The sequence below is a fragment of the Prosthecobacter sp. genome (assembly GCF_014879935.1).
In the GTDB taxonomy this organism is placed as follows: Bacteria; Verrucomicrobiota; Verrucomicrobiia; order Verrucomicrobiales; family Verrucomicrobiaceae; genus Prosthecobacter.
Window position 1 is genome coordinate 11,676 of the sequence record NZ_JACSRD010000209.1, and the last position, 23,279, is coordinate 34,954.

Below are 23,279 nucleotides of genomic sequence, written 5' to 3' on the forward strand. Positions count from 1 at the left end.
CATCCTCGCATGCGAGTCAAAACCAGCCGCACACCAGCTTGACGAAGCGCAGACCTTCAGTGGTCAGTTTTCCGGTGCTGCCGCTGCCGGTCACGCAACCGCGTGTGTGCGTGTAGTGGGGGATGCCGGCATCCTTCACCCAGGTCACCACGGGCTGTGAAACGGGTGTGTTCGACGTCTTCACGGCCAGCGGCAGGCCCCAGCGGCTGAAGGTGACCTCCCAGCTCACCGGTTTGCCGGTCGGCCGGGCACCATCGAGCAGCCAGGGATAATTTTTTACGATCTCCATCTCCGCATCGCCAGGAACGGCGACGCGATAGCCGCTCTCCGTGGCCCGCACGGCTCCGGCAGCGGTGACGGCGGGGTTCTTCTTCTGGGCGAGGTAAAGCGCCTGCAAATCGAGCCCGATCAGGTTGAGCCCGTTGAAGACGCCATGATGATTCGGTGTGGCAAAGCTGGCCGCATGCCAGGCTTCGAACCGGCGGGAGAGAAACAGGTTCAGCTCCACATGCACGTGCGCACGACGCTGGTCGATGCCGCTGCCTGTGTAGCCAAGAACACCCAACATGGTGCCTGCTTTGACTTTCTGGCCCACGGCCACACGTGGCTCCGCCAGGTGGGCGTAGAGCGAGTAAAACGAGCCTTCATTCCAGTCGTGCTTCACCACGATGTAGCGGCCGTAGTTGCTCAAGCCGGGGGAGACGGTGGAGTAGGCCACGATGCCGTCGGCGATCGCACGCACCTCGTCCAGCGGGTTGCCTTTGGCATCCCGTTGCAGCGGCTTGATGTCGAGACCCTCGTGAAATCGGGCATACGCGATGCGGCTGCCGAAACGGCGAGGATCACGAACAAAGCCAAACTGCCCGCCCTCCCATGGCGTGGTTTTCGCCCCTTCGAAATCGCGATCGACAAACTGGAAGAAGCTCGAAGGCTGATCAAACAGGGCGCGGTTGTCCGTGGGCAGCAGAAGCTGCTGCGCATGCGCCGTGGAGGCCAGCAGACAGAACCCAGACAGCGCCAGAAGCAGCGATTTCATCAGGTGCCGGGAGTTTTGAAGCCTTCCAGCGGGATCTCATTCGTCTTCGGCGCCTTCGGCAGGATGCCGCGTTCCCGGTCCTCCTGCGCTTTTTTCTCCGCAGCTTCGAGCTTCTTCGCATCCTCACGGGCACGCAGCTTCATGAGGAAGGTGGAAGGCATCATCTCCATCGCCTTGGACTGCGATTTCATGTATTTGATGTGCGGGTAGAACTTGTCCAGGTCATCCACGGCCTCCTGCGAAACGCCGCGCCAGATGGTGAAACGGCCGTCCGTGATCGGCTGGTCGAGTTCCACCATGTCCACGGGCACGCCGTTCACAAAAGTGATCAATTTGCTCCCCTGATTGAGGCGTGAGGCCGCCTCCAGGGCGTTTTTGCCTTTCATGTCGAGCTGGAGGAGCAATCCAAAGCCCTGGCCGTCGTCGGACGGAAAGGATTCGAAACCGGCGATCGCGCGATGGCTGAACTCAGGGATCTTTTTGAAGGTCATCGTCCGGCCGTCGATCGGCAGGTTCATGATCGCCATGGGATGATCCGGTCCGGAGGTTTCCAGGTGGGTGGAGATCTTCGTCTTGCTGTCTCCCAGCAACTGACGGAACACCGAACAATTCGTCAACAGCCCGCAGGCCGACACCAGTGCCACGACTCGAAAGAGGTTTGTCATGCGCGCATCAAACCAAAGCCGCGTCCGCTTTGCAACCCTGGAGGCGAAATCAGGCCCGGAAACGAGCGCGGCGGCTGATTTGACAAGGCGGCGAATCACCGGACTGTCCGCGCACGATTTTCACCATGCCCGCAGACGAACGCCCCCTCCTCACAAAGGCCCAGATGGCTGACGGGGTGAAGGCGTTGGCCCGAAGGATCCGGGAGGCGAATCCAGACGCGGAAAGCATCGCGCTTGTCGGCATTTTCACGCGTGGCGTGCCGCTGGCAAAACGCATCGCCGCCGAGATGGAAAAAGACGGCGGATTGAAAGTCTTTGTGGGCACGATCGACATCACGCAGTATCGCGACGACCTGAACACCTTCCAGATGGTGCCCAAGCTCGAAGGGTCGGACATCTCCTTCGACATCGACGGCCTCACAGTCGTGCTCTGCGACGAAGTCGTTTACACCGGCCGCAGCGTGCGTGCCGCGCTGGATGAACTGCTGAATTTTGGCCGCCCCAAACGCGTGCAGCTCGCCGCGCTGGTGGACCGCTGCGGCCGCGAACTGCCCGTGCAGCCGGATTTTTCCGCCCTCAAGGTCACGCTGGCCCCTGGTGAACGCGTGGCCGTGCGTTTTGAGGAGGTGGACGGCCACGACTCCTGCACCGTGCAAACCCAGGCTTCCAACCGATGACCCCGCGCAAAGACCTTCTCGACATCGCATCGCTCACGGACGAGGAAATCGCGTTCGTGCTCGACAACGCCGTGCCGTTCAAGGACCTCTTCAAGCGCAGTGTGAAGAAGGTGCCCACGCTTAAGGGCCAGACCATGCTCACGCTCTTCTACGAGCCGTCCACCCGCACGCGCTCCAGCTTTGAAGTCGCGGCCAGCCGCCTCAGCGCCGACGTCACGCATTTCGACATCGAATCCAGCAGCGTGGTGAAAGGAGAGTCCGTTCTGGACACCGTCGAAACGCTGGAGGCCATGCGTGTGGACTACATCGTCGTGCGGCACAAACAGGCCGGCATTCCGAATCTGATCGCCAAAAACACCCGCGCCAGCGTCATCAATGCCGGTGACGGCTGGCACGCCCACCCCACCCAGGCCTTGCTGGATGCCTTCACGCTGCGGGAGATTCACAAGGACCTGCGCGGGTGCCGGGCGCTCATCGTGGGCGATATTCAGCACTCCCGCGTCGCCCGCAGCACCAGCCTGATTTTTCGCCGTCTCGGCATGAACGTGGCCTATCTGGCTCCGGGATCGATGATGCCGCGTGAGGTGCCGAAGGAGATCCCGCAGTTTGGCAACTGGCGCGATGCCTTCGACTGGCGGCCCGATGTCATCTACCTCCTCCGCGTGCAGGGCGAGCGTATCGACGAGCCCTTCGTGCCCAGCTCCGCCGAGTATCACAAAAACTACGGCCTCACCGACCAGCGTGTCGAAATCGTCCGCGAACGCGGTCTGCACATCATGCATCCCGGCCCGGTGAATCGCGGCGTGGAGATCACTGATGCCGGCATGAACTACGAGAAGTGCCTCATCAACCAGCAGGTGGAAAATGGCATCGCCGTCCGCATGAGCGTGCTCTACTGGCTGCGACCAGGCGCCGCTCTTTCGTGATCACGGCTTTTCGATGACAAAGCCGGCCTTTTCGTCAGGCCTCATCACGACCACTTTCGCTTGGTTGCCCTTCGTTTGGCCATCCACGCCCTTCACGGCGGTGTTTTGTGCGATGAGAAAACGTCCACCGCTGATCGGTGCGATGCCGACAGAAGCATTGAACTCCCATTTGCCGGTGAATCGGAGCTTTTCACCGCCCCGCAGCAGCACGGCGGGCTTGCCGTAGCAACCGAACCACCACACGCCATCGGCCTGCGCGACAGTTTGGATGCCCATGAGCGTGTAGCTACTCGCGATGACGTGGCGACGCTGAAATTTGAAGCTCTCGTCATACTCATAGGCGTAGTTTTCGTTCACACCAGGCGGCAAACCGCCCACCACGATGAATTTGCCGTCGTGCCAGGCCATGCCGCCCGCGCCATGCACCAACTCTGGCACACGATGCTTCGCGAGCTCGGCGAGTGTATCGCCATCATAGACATAGACCCATGAATCGGCTTCGCCGGCGGGCCGATTGAACTTGCCGAGATTGGTGGCGACATAAACGCGTCCGGCGTGAAAGCAGAGGTCGCCGTGATGATTCGCCACCGGCACTTTTTGGAGCACTCGGCCCTCGGTGTCGGTTTTGACGAGGAAATCGGTCCAGCACCAGTAAATGGCGTCTTTGTCGTTGGTGCAGATGCCTTGGAGATGACGCGGATAGATGCCTTCGCACGTCGTGGCATGAAAATCGGCCGCGTGGAGGGATTGAAGCGCGAGAAAAGCGAGGGTGAGCAGGCGCATGGAAAGGTGAGGTTGGAGTCTAGGCTTTAGCCGACGGTTTGGGAAGGTTGAGAGGTCAAAGATCGGCTAAAGCCTGGACTCCAACTTCTCGATTCGAGAGCGCTACTTTTCTTCGCCGTGGGCAAGTTTGTTGTTGGCGAAGGTATTGTCCTCGCCGCCTTCGATGCGCAGCGACGGCGCAGGTTGGCGGTCTTTGCGACGGTCGGCGATGAGACAGCCGGTGACGAGGCTGTGGCTCGTTTTTTGCATCAAGAGACCCGCGCCATCGCTGTCGAGGATGGTGCAGGCAGAGATGTTGAACGTGTCTCCATTGACGATCTGCACGGCGGCGGGATGCGAGCGCACGCCGTCGATGTGCAGGCCGGTGAGCGTGATGTCGCGGCAGTCGCGGAAGACGAGGCCGCCTTTCACGGCGGCGGCCTTGCCGCGGTAGTAGGGCGGATTGCGGTCAAAGGTGTTCGGGCCGATGGCGAGATTGCTGCAACCCACCGCGAGCAAGTCGTGCTCGAAGCCGACGCCGAAGGTGTTGCCGGTGATGACGGCTCCGCGCACTTCCTGGAGGTCGATGTTCACCGAGACATCGCTCAAAACATTGTCGCAGATGCTCAGGTGCCCCCAGCGGGCGGTTTCGTCGTTGCCGTAGGGCTTGCCTTTGCCGATGAAGCGCACATTGGCCGAGCCGGGCGAGACGCTGTTGTGCTGAATGGTGCAGCCGGTGATGCTGACCTCCGCGGTGGAGCCGTCGGTGCAGTCAATGAGCACGTTGGCGGTCGGCGGGGACTCGGGAGCCATGTTGCTCTCGATGTCGCAGGTGCCGATGTGGAGATTCCGCACCGCTCCGCCGCGTGTCACGACGCCTCCACCCGCGTTGTAGCTGATGTGGCTGCCGATGATGTTCGACTGGTGGAGATCGACGTGATCGTAAAACACGCCCGCGCCGCTGTTGTGATACAAATGGCAGTCGCTGATGATCACATTGCGGTTTTTCACGCTCAGCCGCACCGCGTGACGAGCCTCATGCACCGAAACGCGTGTGATCGTGAGCTGCATCGTGCCCGTGGCCTCGATACCATCCGCTTCGGCATGTGCGCCGACGATTTCGATGCCATCCACCATCGGCGTGCGCTGGCGGGCAAAGATTTCCGGCTTCAGGCTCGTGGGGTCGGCCGTGCCGCCGTGCGTGCCTTTGAAATGAAACGCCGGTCCGGCGCTCTCCATCACAAATCGCGCCACGCCATCGCCGCTGAGCGAAATGAAGCCCGTTTTGTCGAGATCGACAGCGATCGTCTTTGTCAGCCGGTAAGTGCCGCGCCCAAATCGCAACGCACCTCCGGCATCGAGCAGCGTTTGCACGGCCGCAGTGTCGTCCGCTTTGCCATCGCCGACGGGTTGGGCTGTTAGCGAAAGCGATGTCAGTGAGAGCAGGAGAAAAAGCCGTGAGAACATGAGGCGGTTTCATACGCTGCTGAAGCCCTCGATTGCGCGAAGCAAAAGACCCTTCAATGGCAGAAGTTGGAGTCTAGGCTTTAGCCGATACTTCGGACTCCCCAAACCATCGGCTGAAGCCTGCACTCCAACCTCCGAGAATGACTATTTGGCCGCGAAGTAGGCCTCAAACGTCTTTGCCAGGCCTTCGCCGAAGGTGATCCAGTGTTTGCCCATCGCAGGTTCCCTCAGCTTCTCGATGTAGTTGCAGTTGAACTCGAGGATGACGGCATCAATGCCGAAACGCGAGAACCAGCCCTCGCCGAGGGTGCCGGGATTGTGAAACGAGGGCTTGGTGGAGCCGACGGTGAACCACGTGTGCTCGCGCAGGCTTTTCTCGAACAGTTCCATGCGCGCGAGATACGCGTCGATGTCGGGAATGTCCGGCCGGCTGATGTGCAGCATGCCGTTGCCATCGTTGTGGAGGTCCATGGCGAAGGTGGGCCGACGTCCGGCTTTGATTTCGCCTTCGAGCCAGCGCTCCAGCGCGGCATTTTCCGGCGCGAGCTTCGGATCGGCGGGCTTGTCCCACTTTCGGTTCAAATCCCAGCCACCGAGGTTGAAACGCGTGCCTCCACGCTCGACGCCATCTTTGTTCGCCATCGGCAAAATGCACACGTTGTAGAGCGCGAGGCACTTCTGGGCCTCGGCATCGCCTTTGAGCAAGCGGCGAACGAGTCCTTCGACGACCCAGTTGCCCACCGGTTCCCACGGATGCGCGCGAGCGCGGATGAAAACGTGATTCGGCCCGTCGTCGTTGCCCACGCGGATGATCTCCAGATCACGCCCCTGCACTGTTTTGCCAATGGTCTCGACTTTCACGAGCGGGCTCGCTTGGATCTCGGCGAGGAAACGATTCAAATCGGAGACGCGATACGGCTCCGCGCGTGCGACGAATAGCGATGTGCCGGGCATCTCCAACGTCACACGCACGCGGCCGATCTCGGGCGATTCCGTCGGCACTGCATTCCAATTTTTGCCGTCTTGCGAGATGACCACCTGCTTCACCTCTTTCGCCACGGAGCCCGGCTTGCCATTCCAGACGTTTTCAAGGTTCTTAAAATCCAGGGTGAGTTTGCGGCCTTTTTCCGCCTGAATTCGGAAGTGAAAATGACCTGCCGCACGATTCGGTGAAAGCCGCTCCTGATCGTAGATGAGATTGATCGCCACCGTGCCATCTGCCGCGAATTCATACCAAAGCGGCGAGGCATTCTCGAAGCTGGTGTCGATGAAATCGAGCGGTGGCGCAGGTGGTGTCTCAGCGGCAGCTGCGCCTATCGCGGTCATCAGCAAGGCGGCAGGGACGAGGAAGGCAAAGCGATTCATAAATGAGGGATGAGGGTGCAGGAAGGAGCTCGGGCTTTTCACATTCTCCATCGACAGGATTACTTCTCCGCCGCCAGCGACACGCAGACGATCTCCTGGTCGTTTCGCGCGAAGACGCAGCGGTTCGCATACGCGGGATGGCACCAGACGATGGAGCGGCCGAGGGCTTTGCCGACAGGATCGAGCAGATGGGCGCGGCTGAGTTCGACATATTTCTCGGGGGTGAGCTGCGCGATGATGAGGTCGCCGTTTTCGCCGAAGATGAAGAAGCGATCCTCGTGCTTGGTGACGAAGGTGCCGCCTTCCACCGCACGGCGCGGGTCGTTTTCCTTGCCGGTGACAGGCTTGGATGTCTCCCAAAGCCTCTCGCCAGTGGTGATACGCACGGCGCGGAAGAGACCGTCGCCGTCGATGCCGTAGGCGACGCCGTTTTCGACGAAGGGCGTGCCATTCACCGGCGCGAGGCCCAGCGTGCGAGAGCCCTGCCACACGCGGGTCACCGCGGGCTTTGTGGCATCGAGTTTCAATCCGATGGATTTGTTGCTGTGGCCGCCGGCGAACAAATAATCCTCCCAGCGACGCGGCGACATGATGGACATCGCATACGCGGTGCCGAGCGGCTCGGACCAGTGGAGCTGGCCGTTGTCGGGGTTCAGGCTGTTCAAAGCGGTGCCGTGGAAGATGAGCAACTGCGTGGTGCCACCGGCCTGAATGAGCGTGGGCGGGCTGTAGCCGAGCTGCGCGGCAGTGAGCGACTTCCAGACCTCTTTGCCGTTCGTTTTGTCCAAAGCGATCACTGCACTGCCTTCGCCTCCGGCCATGCAAATGAGCAGGTTTTTGTAAATCAACGGATGCCCGGCGTAGCCCCAGATCGGCACTGAGGCGCTGTAGTCACGCGGCAGGTTCTTCGACCAGATCACGCGTCCGCTCGCGACATCGAGGCAGAGCAGATCACCCATCGCGCCGAGGGTGTAAACCTTGTCGCCATCCACCGTCGGCGTGCAGCGCGGCCCGGCGGGATAGCTGATGTCGTAATTGCACGCATACTCATGCTTCCAAAGCTCCTCGCCGGTGTCAGCATGGAGGCAAAGCACGCGTTCCTTGCCTTCGAGCGTGCTGCGCTTCGTCGGGTGCGGTTTTGCATCGCCAGCCATCAGCACGTAATCGGTGACAAACACACGCCCGTTTGCCACCGCAGGTCCCGCGAAGCCTCCGTGGATCGATTTGCGCCAGCGCGGCTTCAAACCCTCGGCGGGAAATTTTTGGACGATGCCGGTCTCGCTCCAGACATCATCGCGATTCGGCCCCATCCACTGCGGCCAGTCTGCCGCGAGCGAAAGCGAGGACGTGGGGCAGAGAGCGGCTGCAATGGAGAGGAGAGGCTTCATCATGGTTGGGAAGCCAAAACGCGGGAAACAGCGAGAGCTTCCACAAACAGCCATGCATCTCACGCGACCCGCGACGCCAGCTCCGGAATCGGCCGGCCATTGGTCACGATATGCACCGGGCGGCCGTTGAAGTCGTTGATCGTGGTTTTGGCGGAGTCGATGCCGAGATGGTGGTAGATGGTGGCGAGGAAATCATGCGCGCTGCACGGGCGCTCGATGACGTCTTCGCCGCGTTTGTCGGTGGCACCGATGACGCCGCCCGTCTGGATGCCGCCACCGGCCCAGAGATTGGAAAAGGCACGCGGCCAGTGATCGCGGCCTGGCTGCAAGGTGCCCGCAGGGCCGCTCGCATCGCCGGCACCGGTGCTGCGATCAAAGGTGATGCGCGGGGTTCGGCCAAACTCGCCGGTAACGACGACGAGCACGCGTTTGTCGAGCCCTCGCGCGTAGATGTCCTCGATCAGTGCTGACACGGCCTGGTCGTAGTAGCCCATGCGAAAGCGCAGCGCCTCGAAGATGTGATGATCGACGGCGTGATCGTCCCACACCTGCGTGCGACCACACAATGGGCCGTGCAGACTGCTGGTGATGAGCTCCACGCCGGACTCGACAAGACGGCGTGCGAGAAGGAGCTGCTGGCCCCAGCGATTGCGGCCATAGCGGTCGCGGGTTTTGGCGTCTTCCTTGCCGAGGTCGAAGGCATCGCGGGCCTCGGGCGCGGTGAGCAGCGAGGCGGCCTGCGCCTCAAACTCGTCGAGCGCTTCAAGTTCGTGCTGGCGGTCAAACGCACGCTCCATGCGGTCGAGACTTTTGCGCAACGCGATGCGGTCGCTGAGGCGACGCGTCTCCGCTTCGTCGGCGAGACCGATGTTGGGCACTTCAAACTGCGGGCGATTTGGGTCCTCGGTCACGGAAAAGGCCGCAAAGGCATCGCCGAGATAGGCGGGACCGCAGTAGCTGCTGTTGATCGGATTGACACTCGTGTAGTTCGGCAACGCGTTGGTGCGCCGGCCGTCTTGGGAGCGCAGGTAATGCGCCACCGACATCCAGTCCGGCAGACGCGGTGCCGGTTTGTCACGCGTGTCGGGATCGCCGGAGAGCATCTGCATCGTGCCTGCGGGATGTCCGCCTGCGGCTTGATACATCGAGCGCAGCACGGTGAACTTGTCCGCGATCTTCGCCTGCAAAGGCATCAGCTCGGTGAAATGCAGCCCTGGAACCTTCGTGGGGATCGTCTTGAATGGGCCGCGATACTCGCTGCTCGCGTCCGGCTTTGGATCGTAGGTGTCGAGGTGCGACTGACCGCCGGGCAGGAAGACAAAAATGACCGCCGTGCGCTCTGACTTCGACTTGAGCGCATTCGCAGCCCGCAACCGCATCAACCCAGGCCAGCTCAGCGAGGCCATGCCGCTGAGGCCGATCTGCATGAAGCTCCTGCGCGGGGTCAGCGGACCTGTGCAACGAAGGCGTGATGGCTGGTGATTCGAACTCATGACGGGAGCTTTCTACGCTCCCCAGATCCATGATTATGCGGGTTCACAGGCTGCGGCAGGGATCACTTCGCCTTCTTCAACGCCTTGTATTTCACCGGCTCACTGGCGTCGTTTTTCATGTCGATCTGCCATTCTGTGATCGCATCCGCCAGGCGTTGCACGTCCTGCGGACGTTCGGCGGCGAGATTGTGCTTCTCGGAGGGATCGGTATCGAGGTCGTAGAGTTCCCAACCGGCTTTTGCATTCGGGCGCATGAGTTTCAGCGAGCCTTCGCGGATGGCGACGGCCTCGCCGAGGCGGAAGAAGAGACGTTCGTGAGGTGTGTCGGCATGATGGGTGAGAGTGGGCAGGCAATCGCGACCATCGAGGATGCGCTCCTTTAGCGCCGCGGCTCCGGCGGCAGTCACAAACGCGGGCAGGAGGTCGAGGTGGCTCAGCATGGCTTTCGACACGCTGCCGGGAGGGATCTTGCCGGGCCAGCGGAAGAGGGCGGGCACGCGGATGCCGCCTTCATACAAAGACGGAGCGCCATCACGATAGATGCCCGCGCTGGCGACACCGAGACCGTGCGTGGGCCGCAAAATAGGGCCCATGTCGGAGATGAAGGCCACGAGCGTGTTTTCACGCTGACCGGCGGCATCCAGCGCCTGAAGCACACGACCGACATTGTCATCCAGCGCGGTGATGACCGCTAGGTAGCGGCGTTTTTCGTCCGTTTCAGCCGGATTCCAGCCGTAGGCGGCAAAAGCACGATCCGGTGCCTGCCACTGCGGTTTTTCGCCTTTCGGCATGTTGATGCTGCTGACGTAGTGCGGCGAGTTGAATGGCAGATAGACAAAAAAAGGCCGTTTCGCGGCACTTTGACGTGAAATGAACTCCGCCGCGGCTTCGGCGAAGAGGTCGCCGCTGTAGCCCTCCATGCGATGCAGCTCCGTGCCGCGAAACAGATCGTATTCGCCGTGATAGGTGTGGGTGAAGTAGTTGATGTTTCCGCTTCGGCAGCCGAGGAACTCATCAAAGCCGCGCTCCGTGGGCCTGCTGCCGGGTGCGAAGCCGATGTTCCACTTCCCAAAGCAGGCCGTGGCATAGCCCGCGTCCTTCAAAGACTGCGGTATGATGCGCTCACGATGCGGCAGGCCGATGCCGTGCCAGTTCTCCTCGACCACGAGCTGGTGCAGCAACCCGTTTCGCAGTGGATGCCGTCCTGTGAGCACCGCGCCGCGTGAAACCGTGCAGGTGGAGGTCACGACATAAAAATCCGTGCAGCGAACGCCCTCCGCCGCGAGCCGGTCGAGATGCGGCGTCTTCACCTCCGTGTTCCCATAGCAGCCGAGATCGCCGTAGCCGAGGTTGTCGGCATAGATGAAGAGGATGTTCGGCTGCGCCGATAATGACAAGTGCCAAGCGGCGAAGGACGCAAACAGCGTGAGGAGGACGCTTTTCATGATCGGGGCTGGCTACGCAAAGAGCGCCGCTATGGGGGTTCCTTGATCGGTGATCGGCACGGGGCGGTCGCCGTCGTAGAGGTTCTTGCGGTAGTCCACGCCCACGGCGGCGCAGACGGTGGCGAAGAAGTCGGGGACGCTGACGGGATTGGCGGTGATCTTTTTGCCGAGGTCATCGGTTTCGCCCCAGGCACCGCAGTGCTTCAAGCCACCTCCAGCGAGCACGCAGGTGAAGGCGCTGCCCTGATGCCCACGTCCGCCGCCGCTGTCGAACTCCGGCGGCCTGCCGAACTCGGTGGTGACGATGATGAGGGTTTTATCGAGCAGCTTCTTGGCTTCCAGATCGCGGATCAAAGCAGCCATGGCGGTGTCGAGTTCCTGGATCAGCACATGCTGCTGAAGAATGGCCTCTTTGTGAGCATCCCAGCCGGCTCCGTTGATGAAGTTCAGATTGTGCGAGACTTCGATGAAGCGCACACCGCGTTCGACTAAGCGGCGGCTGAGCAGGCAGCGCTGTCCAAACTCACCCCCGTATTCATTGCGCAAGGCTACTGGCTCGGAGTCGAGCTGGAACGCGCGATTGAAGGCCGGCCCGCTGAGTTTCAAACTCTGCGCGATGGCAGCGTCGTAGCTTTGCAATTGGCGGTCGTTGGTCTCGCCAGCGCTTGCTTGGAGGGCGGTGAGATAGCGTTCGCGTCGTGCCTGACGCTTCATCTCGATGCCCGGAGGCAGGGAAAGTCCCGCCGGTCCGCGAGCGGTGTCGGTCAGGTAAAGGTAGCTGGATTGAGCGCCGAGGAATCCGGGGCCACGCGTGACATTCGGATAGCCGATCAGCACATAAGGCGGAGCATCTTCGGCAGCCGCTCCGCGCTCGTGAGCGATGATGGAGCCGATGGAAGGATAGCCAATTGTGCCGCTGATGGGCCGCCCCGTGTGCATGCGATTGGTGGCAGCGGCGTGCTCGTCGATGACGTCATGATTCACGGTGCGCACCGCCGTGACACTATCCATGAGCGGAGCCAGTTTGGACAAATGCTCGCACACCCGCACGCCGGGGACTGCCGTTTCGATGGATGGGTAGAAGGAGCCAGGTTTGTTGGTTTTCGGATCGCCCAAGCGTTTGGGGTCAAACGTATCCCCCTGTGCCATGCCGCCGCCAAGCCAGATGGAGATGACGTGCTCGGCTTTTCCGCGAATCTGTTCCGCGAAAAGAGAGTGAGGCAAGGCTAGGCCACCAGCCAAGGAGGTGCTGGCTTTGAGAAAGTCTCTGCGGTTCATGAAAGCGGTGTAGGTGGATTGGCAGGCATTGTGTTCAAGGCACCCAGACGAAGTCACGATGGGTGATGAGGCTCCAGACGATGTCCTCGTAAATTTCCCGCCATTCAGGTCGCAGTCGCGTGTCGGGCGCGGGACCTTTTTGCACTCGGTTTTCGATCTCTTGCTGGATCGTGTTGGCGTCGGGAATGACGTGGTTGATCCAAGTGACGAGGCGGAGAGGTTTGGGTGCGGTGGGTTCCACGATTTCATTCTGCGGCGTGAGTCGGTTTTCAAAGCCTGAGCGCAGATCCGGCAGGAATGAGTCCCATTCCGAGGGTTGCGGCTTGCGGCTTAGAAAGCGCAAAAACAACTGCTCCAGCAAGGTTTCCGGCGATTTCGCCTCCACGGCCAGATTGGCCAATTTTGACCTCCAGGAGGCTCGGGACAGGGATTGGGTCAGTGTGCCGTTTTCGAGGATGCCGGGCTGGAGGACGTTGGCTTCGCTTTCGCGGACAAAGACGGGTTTTTGGCGGGCGCCGTTCCATCCGAAGGCCTCCAGCACGTTCACGACGGCCTGCGCACGCGGCAGGGCGAGGCTGGGGCGGTCGCGTTCGTTGTTGAGGCTGGCGAACATCCATGCTCGACGCGGAGGACCGAGGTCCTGGCGGTTTTGCAGCGTCTTCGAGCCGTCGTGAACAAACGTCATGGACTCGGAATCAATGACGGCTCCGGCGGCGGCGTGCAGCGAGTCCACGATCTGCTCGGCGGTGAGTCGGCGACGTGCTGGCGCATGGAAAAAGCGCTCTTCAGGACCAGCGGAGGCCAGATTTTCGATGCCTGCCTCACGTTGATAAGCCTGTGAGGTGACAATGAGACGGATGACGTGCCTGACATCGTAGTTTGCAGCCAGCAGTTCGTTGGCGAGCCAATCGAGCAGGTCTGGGTGACTCGCATCGTGACCTTCCCAATCCTGCACCGGCTCCACAAAACCCGCTCCCATGAGCCGCTTCCAAATGCGGTTCACGATGACGCGAGGGAATCGACGATTCTCCGGCGAAGTGATCAGGGCGGCGATGCGCTCGCGAGTATCCTTCGGATCTTCGAGCAGCGCATCGAGACCTGCGTTTTCCGCCGCGCCGGTCACTTCGGCAAAGGGCCAGACGGGCGTCACGGGCTCGTCGGGTTTCAACGTCACCCGGATCAGAGACTCGCGGACCTTCTTTTCAAAGAACGCGGCAGGCACGCGGCTGGTCTTCGGCACCGTCACGGTCTTGCGCTCCAGCATCGCGGCCAGGGAGTAGAGATCGCGCTGCTTGGTGCTGTGATAGGGCGAGTCATGACAGCGGGCGCATTGCAACTCCGCGCCGAGGAACGCGGAGGCGATGATGTGGCCCTTCGTCGCGAAAGGCGCATCGTTTTCTCCTGCCTGCGCAAACCCGGCGCTGCCTCCGTGAGAGGCATCGCCACGCATCATCAGCAGCTCCGTGACCATGCGGTCGAGCGGTTTGTGATCGCGCAGAGAATCGAGCAGAAACCAGCGAAACGGGCCGGTGCTGTTGAGTGAGGCATTGATCAGCGTGGGGTTCTCCGCCAGCGCATCCAGCCATTCGCTCATCGCATGATCCGCGCCGCGTTCGTCGGCCAGGAGGCGATCAATTAGCATCGTGCGTTTGTCGGGAGACGAGTCGGCGAGAAAGGCGGTGGCTTCATCTGCGGCAGGCGGCAGGCCGATGATGTCGAGGTAAACGCGGCGCAGAAAGGCCGCATCGGAGGTGAGGGGCGTTTTGGCGAGTTTGGATGCATCCACGGGTGGTGAAGGCCACGCGGCGCCTTCGCGAATCCACGTTTCCAGCCGCGCGATCTGCTCTTTGGTTAAATGATCGCCCGTGGGCGGCATGACGTTGTCTTCGTTATCGGAGCGAACGCGCTTCAGCAACTCGCTCGCGGCCGGATCATGGGGAACGATGGCGGCCAGCTCCGAATCTCCCGAACGCAGCGCAGCCTCGCGAGTGTTCAATTTCAGCCCGCCCTTGTCCTTCTCACCGTGGCAGCGGAAGCATTGCTCGCGCAGGATCGGCAGCACCTCGCCGTGGAAGGTTTTCGCCGCTGCCGAGGTGGTCGCGCTCGTCGCGACTGCCTTCTCGATCTTCGCATCAATGAAGGCATCGACTGGATGGCCTTGGCGCGGCGGTTGAGGCGCTGAATGGTCCTTCACCCATGCGTTGGCAATGGCATGTCGTTTCTGCCAGAACGAGTCGCGTGACTTTGCGGCTTCACGTCGATTGGCATCATCAAGACGCGCCAGCGAGGTTTCGATGTCAGCGAGCGCAGGCTCAACTTGAGCATCGGTCAAAGGAAGCTCCGGCTTGCCTGCGGCACGCAGGACGGAGAACCAATCCTGTTTTGCCGATTCGATGGCGACACAAACCTCGCCGGTGTCCGTGCGCATGTTTTTCCCTCCGACGATCAACTCCAGCACGACGCGGCTCGTCTTCTGTGGCGAGGCCGTCACCATGCCGAAGACCTCCTGCTGCTTGTAGCCCTTCACCCGCACACCGGGATGCGGTGGCTCGGCCAACGGCGTGAGCGGGTCAAACCCATTCTCGCCGTTGCCAACAGCGGGTTGGGTCTCAGCGATCAATTTGCCATCCACCCACAAGCGAGCGAGTCCACGAGTCCGCAGCAGCAGGCGATGCGATCCTGACGGCAGTTTCACATCGCCCGCCATGCGCAGCAGCACAGGGGCCGCCCATGCCGAGCGAATGCCCCAGTCATCGTATCGCAACGGTATGCGCGGCAGCAAAAAGGCATCGCCCGACCAGCGCAGCATCTCCTTGGGCATCTCCAGCGAGTTCGGCCAGCGATTGGAGGCGCTATGGCCTTCATTCACCTGCACCAGCACCTTGCCCTCTTCGATTTTTCCCATGTCCGGCATCTTCGCGACCTCGGGCTGCACCACCTGCGGACCATCTTTACGCCGACAATGTTTCGCGATCTCCGCATCGCTCAGCGCACGACGATGAATCGCCACGCCATCCAGAAATCCCGTCAGACTATTGCCAGAGCTGCCACCTAGCGACGAACCGATCCACACATCGTCATCATCCACCACCGGCGCCTTCGTGGTGGCTCCGTCCACACTCCAGTCGCCATCGGTGGGCACGCCATCGATCCAGCCGCGCATCGTCTCCGGTTTGCCAAACTCATAAGCCACCGCCACATGATGCCAGCCCGTCTTGATCTGAAAAGACGCCGTCGAGTTCCACAGATGCCAGGTGTTTCCCCCACCGGGCGCTGGAGCGCTGGCAAAGAGGAAACTCAGATGCGCCAAGCCCTCGCTGCCGCCGATGACACGCAGCGACCAGTTCTGATTGTTGCGGGCAAAGTGCGGCGAGTTCGTGCGGCCCTTGCCGATCAAATACACCGGCTGTCCAGGGCCGATCTTGTCCACCTTCACCCACGCCTCCAGCGTGATGGCATCGCCATTCGTGAAATCGAACGGACTCTGCGCTCCCGAGTCCTTGATCTCGTAACGCGAGCCTTTGCCCTGCAACTGAATCGCCGTGTTGTTCGCCTCAAAGTCCGGAAACTCCGGCGGCCTCGGCCCCGCCTGATCGCGCACCACATTGCCAACCGCAATCAGTGGCGCGGACTCCTCCTGGCCAAAATCCAGTTGCAGCACCGGCTTGGAATCATCGGCATGAAGCACGATGCCCGAGGCAAAAAACAGTGTAGATAGGAGGAAGGGATGGACGGACATGAGCTGCATTCGAGCAAAGCGGACCGAAGACATACGTTTGGCGCTCCTGAATCACTCAGCGCCCAGCGGCCTGCATCTTCCATGGGCCGTGATCCTCGATGACCAACTCAAACCCGGCCCGCACACCGCGAGAGTCCGCCTTGTCGCCTCGAAGACCTCATCCAAGACCGCGCTGCGGGTGTTTCATTTGCTGATGAATTGAAACTGCCGTGGTCAATGGCGAGGCCTTTGAGCAGCGTCAAACCCGGCTCATGAGAGTGGCATCAGCCGGGAATCCATCGGCAGGATCAAAGGTGGATCTAACCCATACTGGCTCCGGTGCGCTTCGTCGGCTTCAAGCGATACTGATGGACTGGCCGGCGGTCCAACTTGAGTCAAATGCCTGTTTCAATGCGTCGCAGTTCGTCGCGTCCTCCATTTCGCTAATCATGAACGTTTTCCCTCCAGCGTCCTTGATTGAGGCTCCGATGTGCCAGCAACGGCTATCATCGACGATGATAAAGCGGTCGTGGAAGCTGGAAGTCTTGCGGGCGTCGATGGTGAATCGAGGAAACTGTTTTCGGAACTTCCCACCTTCCAAAGCAAAATCAGGGGGCACCTTCGCAGTCAGGAGTTTCACCGACAAAGTCGGCGATGACGACGTGGCGAGCATCGCGAAGATGGTTCCGTCGAGGTATGGGTCCACGACCGCGACGCACTGCTTCGCCTCTTGGATGACCCGCCTGATGGCGCGGTAAGAATCGTATTCTGTGCCTTGCATGAACAGAAGTTCACGAATCGGACTCGAGCTGGGAACTAGGGTCACCACGTCGATTCGCCAGCCGATTTCAGCCAACTTGGAGCGAACCTGTTCTTCATACTCCGGATGCCGCTGCAGCAGTTCGCGGGTAAGTATCCACGCGGCTCTTAACTGCGCTGAGTCGTCGAGCGAACGGAAGGCAGCATCTAGGCGGGGGCGATAGGCGCGTTTTCGTGTCTTGTTTGAGTGGTCGTCATTTCCCGAGAGTGCCCATTCAACCACAAGCCCGGTGCTGTCGATGAGCGAGACAACTTCCGTGCTGTCGAGATCCATGACGAGCGCAAGCAACGGCGGCCAAGGATGCAACTCAGCAGCGATCATTGCTCCTGCTTCCCTCCGCGCAAGCGAATCGCCTCAGAGAGGCAAGCAAAGCCGTCTTCGCGCTTGCCCAAGGACATGAGGGCAATGCCTTTGTTGTTCCACGCGCCGGAATCGCGAGGATCTAGCTTGATCGCCCGTTCAAAACAGGCCACCGCCTCCGATGCGCACTTCAGAGCCAGCAATGCAGCGCCCTTGTTAACCCAGATCACCGTCTTGCTTGGGTCAAGTGCAAGGCCCTTCTCGTAACAAGCGTTTGCCTCGGTATTATTGCCCTCTTGTTGATACCGGGAACCGAGCCTGAAATACCATTCGGCTTGTGCCAAGCGACAACGTGCCATGTGACCGCCTGCGCTCGTGTCGCCAAGTTTCTCTGACTCTTGAAAGCAAGCCATCGCTTCATGGAACTGCTCCATGGACAGGAACCCAAGTCCCTTCAAAATCCAGAGCGGGCTGGAGGTCGGATGGATTTTCAACGCACTTTCGCAACATTTAACGACATCCTGATGACGACCCAGATTGCCGATGGAGAGGGCCAAGTTGAACCAAATATGAGAGTTGTGTGGATTGATTTTGAGGACAGTTTCGTAGCATGCCACGGCTTCCTCGTGCCTTCCCGAAGCTGCTAAGTTCGCAGCTTTCTCATATAATTCCTGCGCATCATTCATGTTCATTTGGATGTAAAAGTTTTTGGCATTGCTCGACGTATTTGCCAGCGGTCGGGTCGCCCAACCTCTGCGCTTCCTGAAAGCAAACGAGAGCGTCTTGATAACACTCCAAAATCCCAAGCGCGCTACCTTTGTTGAGCCACGTTTTCACGTCCCTCGGTTCGATTTGAAGCGCTCTGTCGTAGCAGGTAACCGCCTCTGACAATCTCCCCAGTGCCTTTAGTGCAACCCCTCGGTTGCACCATGATTTAATGTCGCTTGAATCGAGGCCGACAGCCTTGTCGAAGCACTCCAATGCGTCTGCGTAGCGTCCCGCCGCGTGAAGGGCGTTGCCTTTATTGCACCAAATATCCGGTCTTTGCGAGACCATCTTTAGCGCCTTGTCGTAGCAAAGGAGCGCATCGTCGAGTTTGCCAAGCTGTTTCAGGATTAAGCCTTCATTGTTCAAACGATCCACCGTTTCTTCGTTTGTCTGCGTTATGCGTTGGCTCAAATCGGCGAGGTGCCTTTTGGCGGCCGCGATCTCATCAGCATACGACGGCCCTGCCGTATCAATGAACGCGCGGAGTGTGCTCATCGCCTCACTCAATCGCCCTTCCATCTCTTCGGAAATCGCTTTTCCAAAGAGCGCCGACGCGTCTTTTGGTTCCAAGGCGAGAGCGCGTTCAAAGCAAACGAGCGCCTGCGAGTGCTGGCCGGAGGAAGCTAGCGAGCTACCCTTGCCGCACCACGCAATGACGTTCTTCGCATCAATCGCTAAAGCCTTGTCATAACAGACACCAGCGTCAGCGGCCTTGCCTGCCGCTGCTAGCACGGCACCCTTTACGGCCCATGCGCCAGCGTGACGTGAATCCACCTTGAGCGCCCGGTCGCACGAAATAAGCGCATCTTCGCTTCTGCCCATCGAGGCGAGCGACGTTGCCCTGCTGCTGTGCGTTACAGCATTTGTGGAGTTGATCGTAATCGCCTGATCGAAGCACTGCACAGCATCTTCGTGCCGACCGCTGGTTGAGAGCAGGTTGCCCATGTTGATCCAAGCCATTTCAAACCGCGGATCGATCGCCAACACTTGGTCGAAGCATGTCGAAGCCTCCGCGTCTCTGCCGAGACTTATCAGAGACAAGCCCTTGTTGTAGAGCGAGTCCAGATTTCTCGGCATTAGAGCCAGCGCTCGGTCGTAACAGGCAAGTGCGTCTGGATGTTTCCCCATAGCGGCAAGCACGGAGCCCTTCTTTTGCCACGCTCCCGCATCCCGCGAATCAAGCGACAAGGTTTTGTCGTAGCACCGCAATGCCTCCTCAAGTCGGCCCAGAATCTGAAGCTCTCGGCCCCTGTTCTCGTAGGCCATCGCGAAGCGCGGATCAATCGCGAGCGCCTTGTCGAAGCATTCAAGTGCCTCTGCTCTTCGAGCTAGGGCGCTGAGCGCACTGCCCTTGTTATTCCAGACCTTCGGAGATCTGGGCTCCAGTTCTAATGCTGTGTCGTAGCAGCGAATCGCCTCCGCGTGCCGCCCCAACGCTGCTAGTGAACCTCCTTTGTTGTTCCAGAACGCTACGGACTTCCCGGTGGGCTGAGGTATCTCGAACTTCCGTCCTGTCTTGCGCTCAAGTATCGGCTCTAACGCCGCCCGCAGTTCCTGAAAACTGCCATATCGCTCTAAAGGTCGAGGTCGGAGGCAACGCTCGATTGCTGCCCCCAGCGGTCCATCCAATCGTGGAATGCGGCCGGACATTTGTTGTTCGTAAACGCCGCGCATATAGTCCGCGATGTCGCCGGTCCACGGAACACGAAACGGCGGGATCGGGCTCCCTGCCGCCATCTGCCATAGCACCAAGCCAAAGCTGTAAATGTCGCTTCGGACGCTCGCACCCTCAGACCGACACACCTCAGGCGCAATGTAACCCGGCGTTCCGCATACCACTTTATCTTCGGTTTGTATCACGCTGAGTCCAAAGTGGCCGTCCTCTCCCATCACCGACGAACCGACCCGTCCGGCGGTTTTCCGCCAAGCAGACTCAGTCGCGATGGACAGGCCGAAGTCGCTGACTTTCAGGGTGCCATCCTGTGTGATCATGATGTTGGCCGGTTTGATATCCCGGTGACATTCGACACCCTGCGCTCTTGCGTGCTCCATGCCGAGGCAAAACTGGATTCCCCACTTGAGCACTTGGTTTTCGTCCAGCGGACCAGCAGCCAGATAGTCGCCCAAGGTAGCGCGTCCCAGTGCATCGGCTTCCACACAATCCATGAGAACGAGCAAACGCCCGGACACTTCTTCGGGCGTTTGCGCTTCCAAAACGAGTTTTTTGCGTTCGTCTAATGTTGCGATGCGCCCGTGAAGTATTTCTTCGACCCAGATTGCTGGCAAAATGAACGGGTGCCGTTCCAGATTAACCCACACGAGCGCTTCCCTCTTGAATGCCTCCAGAGCAGAGGGATCGGCTGTCAGCTCGTCCTTGAATGTTTTCAACGCAAAGTCCTCGCCCGTCTCCCGAAAGCGCACTTGGTAAACGATACCGAATCCGCCCTTACCAAGGACTCGAAGCACCTCATACTTTCCAGCAATCACGTCACCGCATTGGTATGGCTGAAACGATTCCGTCGGCAATATCGACCCATTTGAGGCGGGGCGCTTAGCTCCATCTTCTGCCGCTGCTTTCTTGCCGAATAGATTTTCGAAGATGTTTTTCATGATGAGCAATGAGGTCTTGGATGTTCGCTCAATTCAGGTTTCCCGCTAGACGCTTCCGCGTTTGAGGCGTGCCGCAGAAGAGCTCGCAGGGAAGGGCCGAGGGAATGACGAAGTTCGAATGGTGAATGCCGAATGGTTGGAACCCACCCTTGAAGTCGAGGTTGGCAGCGGAGTTGGCGGTCTTGCTGGATGCTTGGCGTGCCATGGTTTCAAATCAGGAACTGGATCGTCGCAACGTGAAGCACGTCTTCGCCGCTGTCACAATTTTTTGCCTCCGTGGGCCGTGCTTCCACCCGAAAAAATGTCCTTGCCTGAACCAACCCAAGTCCCGCACAATCCGCCCTGATTGCTGCGGCATTTTCTCTTGAGGTCCAGGTGGGTCTCACGAGGCGAGGAATGGCGGGACTCCAGCTCAGGAGACGCTGCTGCTTATGCTGACCAACCCGCGCGAAGAGGTTGGACGACATGTCGGTAGCTCTCGCGCAGGAGCGTGATGTCCGTCTCGATGGCGAGGTGGGTGTAACCGAGGGCTTGCAGCTCGGCAAAGTCATCCGTTTGGCGACAAAATATCCCGCAAGCCTTGCCAGCTTGCTTGGCCGCATCTGCGACCTCCTTGATGCAAGCCGCAAAGTCGAGATGCGTGCGTTCGGGGTAGGATTGAAGCTGGAGTTTCAAATCCATCTGCCCGACGAAAAGCACATCCACCCCATCCACCGCCGCGATGGCACGGGCGTTCTGCACGCCTTCGATGGTTTCGATCTGGGCATAGAAAATAGGAGTCGGCATCTCGCGCCGCAGCCCATATTGAAAGCCCCGCACCATCCCCGCCAAGCCACGATCACCACGCGGCGGATAGCGCATGGCACGCACGCAGGCGTCGGCTTTCTCGGCGGTGGAGACCATCGGCACCATGATGCCAGCCGCACCCCAATCGAGGCAACGTGCGATCTGCTCTGGATTCGGTGCTCCGACACGCACGATGGCCGCCGCATGGCGAATCACTTGGATTTGCGACAGCACATTCGCTTCGGTGCCGCAGCCGTGTTCGAGGTCGACGAGCAGCCAGTCTAAGCCGCTGGCATCGGCAAGTTCGGCGATGACGGGAGAGCCTGTTTGCAGCCAGGAGCCGAGTTGGAGGGGGGATTCGGAGGTCATGAATCAGACAAGTTTGGTGTAAGGCCGGCCTTCGTTTTGGTCGATGCGCTCGGGGCGGCCCATGTGGGGATAGATCAGCCGCGTGTGATCAATGCCCAGCAGATGCAGGATCGTCGCGTGGAGGTCGTGGACGTGGAGGCGGTCTTGCACGGCGTAGAGGCCGAGTTCGTCGGTGGTGCCGTGAGTGCGGCCACCTTGCACGCCGCCGCCAGCCATCCACATGGTGAAGCCCGTGGGGTTGTGATCGCGGCCATCGCCTTTTTCACTCATGGGCGTGCGGCCAAACTCGCCGCCCCAGATGACGAGTGTTTCCTCCAGCAGGCCGCGAGCCTTCAAATCAGTCAGCAGTCCAGCGATGGGTTTGTCCACGGAATGGCAGAGCTGCGAGTGCTTGGCCTCGATCCCGGCGTGGCTGTCCCACTTGCTGCCAGCGCCGCTGTAAAGCTGAACGAAGCGCACACCATTCTCGACAAGACGGCGGGCGAGCAGGCAGTTGCGACCGAAGGTGGCGGTGGCTGCGTCATCCATGCCATACAGTTTTTTCGTGGCCGCCGTTTCCTTGCTCAAATCGACTGCGCCGGGTGCCTCGGCCTGCATTTGATAGGCGAGTTCAAAGCCTCGGATACGAGCCTCCAGTTCGGTGTTGCTGGCGCGGCTGGCATTGAAGTCGTGATCCAGCTTGCCGAGCAAATCAAGCTTCTCGCGTTGCTCGCGGCGATCCACGCCTTTGGGATTATCCAAGTATTTGATCGGTGTGCCGTCGGAGTGAAACTCGACTCCCTGATACACGGCAGGCATGAAGCCCGCGCCCCAGTTGCGCACGCCGTTCACGACCGAGGACTCGCTGTCTTTGATGACGACAAACGCTGGCAGGTTCTTGTTCTCCGTGCCGAGTCCGTAAGACGCCCAAGCGCCGAGTGATGGGCGACCACCAAAGAGCGAGCCGGTATTCATGGAGCACACACCGCCCGCGTGATTGATGCCGCTGGAGGCACAGGAATGGATCACCGCGAGGTCATCGGCATGACGTGCGACATGGGTGAACCAATCCGAGATCCACAAGCCGCCCTGTCCATGCTGCTTCCAAGTGCGTTTGCATTCCAGCAGCGGCGACTTGCCCTCGCCCGCTGCCGTGAGTGGAGTCTTGAAGCTCGCAGGCAGAGATTGCCCGGCCAACTCATTCAGCAGCGGCTTGCGATCAAAGGTGTCGAGGTGACTCGGGCCGCCTTCCATGAAGAGAAAGATGACGCTCTTCGCCCTCGCCATGCGTTGCGGGAGTTGCAGCGGCGCGGCTTGAGCCTTGTCGTCCATCAGCGCCGCAAGCGCGACCGCGCCAAAGCCGCAACCCGCCGTTTGCAGGAAGTCTCGGCGCGAGGTGGGGAGATCGTAGCGATGGCAGTGCATGA

Annotated in this window: 18 protein-coding genes; 2 read left to right on the forward strand and 16 right to left on the reverse strand. The window is 60.2% G+C overall.

Going from position 1 to position 23,279, the window contains the following annotated elements:
- Positions 1-16: 16 nt before the first annotated feature.
- Entirely contained in the window at positions 17-1,036 is a 1,020-nt protein-coding gene (locus IAE77_RS23505; protein WP_294232005.1) for a M23 family metallopeptidase, read from the reverse strand.
- The gene (locus IAE77_RS23510; RefSeq protein WP_294232007.1) at positions 1,036-1,701 is read right to left on the reverse strand and encodes a hypothetical protein; all 666 of its coding nucleotides are present in this window, start codon (positions 1,699-1,701) and stop codon (positions 1,036-1,038) included. Before IAE77_RS23510 ends, IAE77_RS23505 begins: the two co-directional genes overlap by 1 nt.
- Positions 1,702-1,826: 125 nt before the next feature.
- Between IAE77_RS23510 and pyrR the strand changes: the two genes are divergently transcribed.
- On the forward strand, positions 1,827-2,378 hold the full coding sequence (pyrR, locus tag IAE77_RS23515) for a bifunctional pyr operon transcriptional regulator/uracil phosphoribosyltransferase PyrR (protein ID WP_294232008.1): 552 nt from the start codon (positions 1,827-1,829) through the stop codon (positions 2,376-2,378).
- Positions 2,375-3,304: an aspartate carbamoyltransferase catalytic subunit gene (locus IAE77_RS23520; protein WP_294232009.1), complete on the forward strand. Its 930-nt coding sequence runs from the start codon at positions 2,375-2,377 to the stop codon at positions 3,302-3,304. Before pyrR ends, IAE77_RS23520 begins: the two co-directional genes overlap by 4 nt.
- Here the strand turns inward: IAE77_RS23520 and IAE77_RS23525 are convergent, their stop codons facing one another.
- From IAE77_RS23525 to IAE77_RS23590, 14 genes are all read right to left on the reverse strand, one after another.
- Positions 3,305-4,087 carry a hypothetical protein gene (locus IAE77_RS23525; RefSeq protein ID WP_294232011.1) on the reverse strand — a complete coding sequence of 261 codons (783 nt, stop codon included), beginning with the start codon at positions 4,085-4,087 and terminating at the stop codon, positions 3,305-3,307. It lies immediately after the preceding gene.
- Positions 4,088-4,189: 102 nt separating this feature from the next.
- Positions 4,190-5,533 carry a right-handed parallel beta-helix repeat-containing protein gene (locus tag IAE77_RS23530; RefSeq protein ID WP_294232013.1) on the reverse strand — a complete coding sequence of 448 codons (1,344 nt, stop codon included), beginning with the start codon at positions 5,531-5,533 and terminating at the stop codon, positions 4,190-4,192.
- Between the two features lie 144 nt (positions 5,534-5,677).
- Positions 5,678-6,898, reverse strand: a complete 1,221-nt coding sequence (locus IAE77_RS23535) for a M14-type cytosolic carboxypeptidase (RefSeq protein WP_294232015.1) — start codon at positions 6,896-6,898, stop codon at positions 5,678-5,680.
- 59 nt (positions 6,899-6,957) lie between these two features.
- Complete coding sequence (locus IAE77_RS23540) at positions 6,958-8,289, reverse strand: PQQ-binding-like beta-propeller repeat protein (protein ID WP_294232017.1); 1,332 nt, start codon at positions 8,287-8,289, stop codon at positions 6,958-6,960.
- A gap of 56 nt (positions 8,290-8,345) precedes the next feature.
- Positions 8,346-9,779 carry a DUF1501 domain-containing protein gene (locus IAE77_RS23545; protein ID WP_294232019.1) on the reverse strand — a complete coding sequence of 478 codons (1,434 nt, stop codon included), beginning with the start codon at positions 9,777-9,779 and terminating at the stop codon, positions 8,346-8,348.
- A gap of 62 nt (positions 9,780-9,841) precedes the next feature.
- A complete protein-coding gene (locus IAE77_RS23550) occupies positions 9,842-11,224 on the reverse strand; it encodes a sulfatase-like hydrolase/transferase (RefSeq protein WP_294232020.1) in 1,383 nt (460 codons plus the stop codon).
- Positions 11,225-11,236: 12 nt separating this feature from the next.
- On the reverse strand, positions 11,237-12,502 hold the full coding sequence (locus IAE77_RS23555; RefSeq protein WP_345781011.1) for a DUF1501 domain-containing protein: 1,266 nt from the start codon (positions 12,500-12,502) through the stop codon (positions 11,237-11,239).
- A gap of 34 nt (positions 12,503-12,536) precedes the next feature.
- Complete coding sequence (locus tag IAE77_RS23560; protein WP_294232024.1) at positions 12,537-16,241, reverse strand: DUF1553 domain-containing protein; 3,705 nt, start codon at positions 16,239-16,241, stop codon at positions 12,537-12,539.
- A gap of 334 nt (positions 16,242-16,575) precedes the next feature.
- Positions 16,576-17,313: a hypothetical protein gene (locus IAE77_RS23565; RefSeq protein ID WP_294232027.1), complete on the reverse strand. Its 738-nt coding sequence runs from the start codon at positions 17,311-17,313 to the stop codon at positions 16,576-16,578.
- A 44-nt stretch (positions 17,314-17,357) separates the two neighbouring features.
- On the reverse strand, positions 17,358-18,032 hold the full coding sequence (locus IAE77_RS23570) for a tetratricopeptide repeat protein (RefSeq protein ID WP_294232030.1): 675 nt from the start codon (positions 18,030-18,032) through the stop codon (positions 17,358-17,360).
- Positions 18,019-20,718 carry a serine/threonine-protein kinase gene (locus IAE77_RS23575; RefSeq protein ID WP_294232032.1) on the reverse strand — a complete coding sequence of 900 codons (2,700 nt, stop codon included), beginning with the start codon at positions 20,716-20,718 and terminating at the stop codon, positions 18,019-18,021. The genes IAE77_RS23570 and IAE77_RS23575 overlap by 14 nt, the downstream gene beginning before the upstream one ends.
- Before the next feature lie 28 nt (positions 20,719-20,746).
- Entirely contained in the window at positions 20,747-20,923 is a 177-nt protein-coding gene (locus tag IAE77_RS23580; RefSeq protein WP_294232034.1) for a hypothetical protein, read from the reverse strand.
- A gap of 224 nt (positions 20,924-21,147) precedes the next feature.
- Complete coding sequence (locus IAE77_RS23585) at positions 21,148-21,873, reverse strand: aldolase/citrate lyase family protein (protein WP_294232036.1); 726 nt, start codon at positions 21,871-21,873, stop codon at positions 21,148-21,150.
- A 3-nt stretch (positions 21,874-21,876) separates the two neighbouring features.
- Positions 21,877-23,277 (reverse strand): DUF1501 domain-containing protein, encoded by a 1,401-nt coding sequence (locus tag IAE77_RS23590; protein WP_294232038.1) that lies wholly within the window; start codon positions 23,275-23,277, stop codon positions 21,877-21,879.
- Positions 23,278-23,279: the final 2 nt, after the last annotated feature.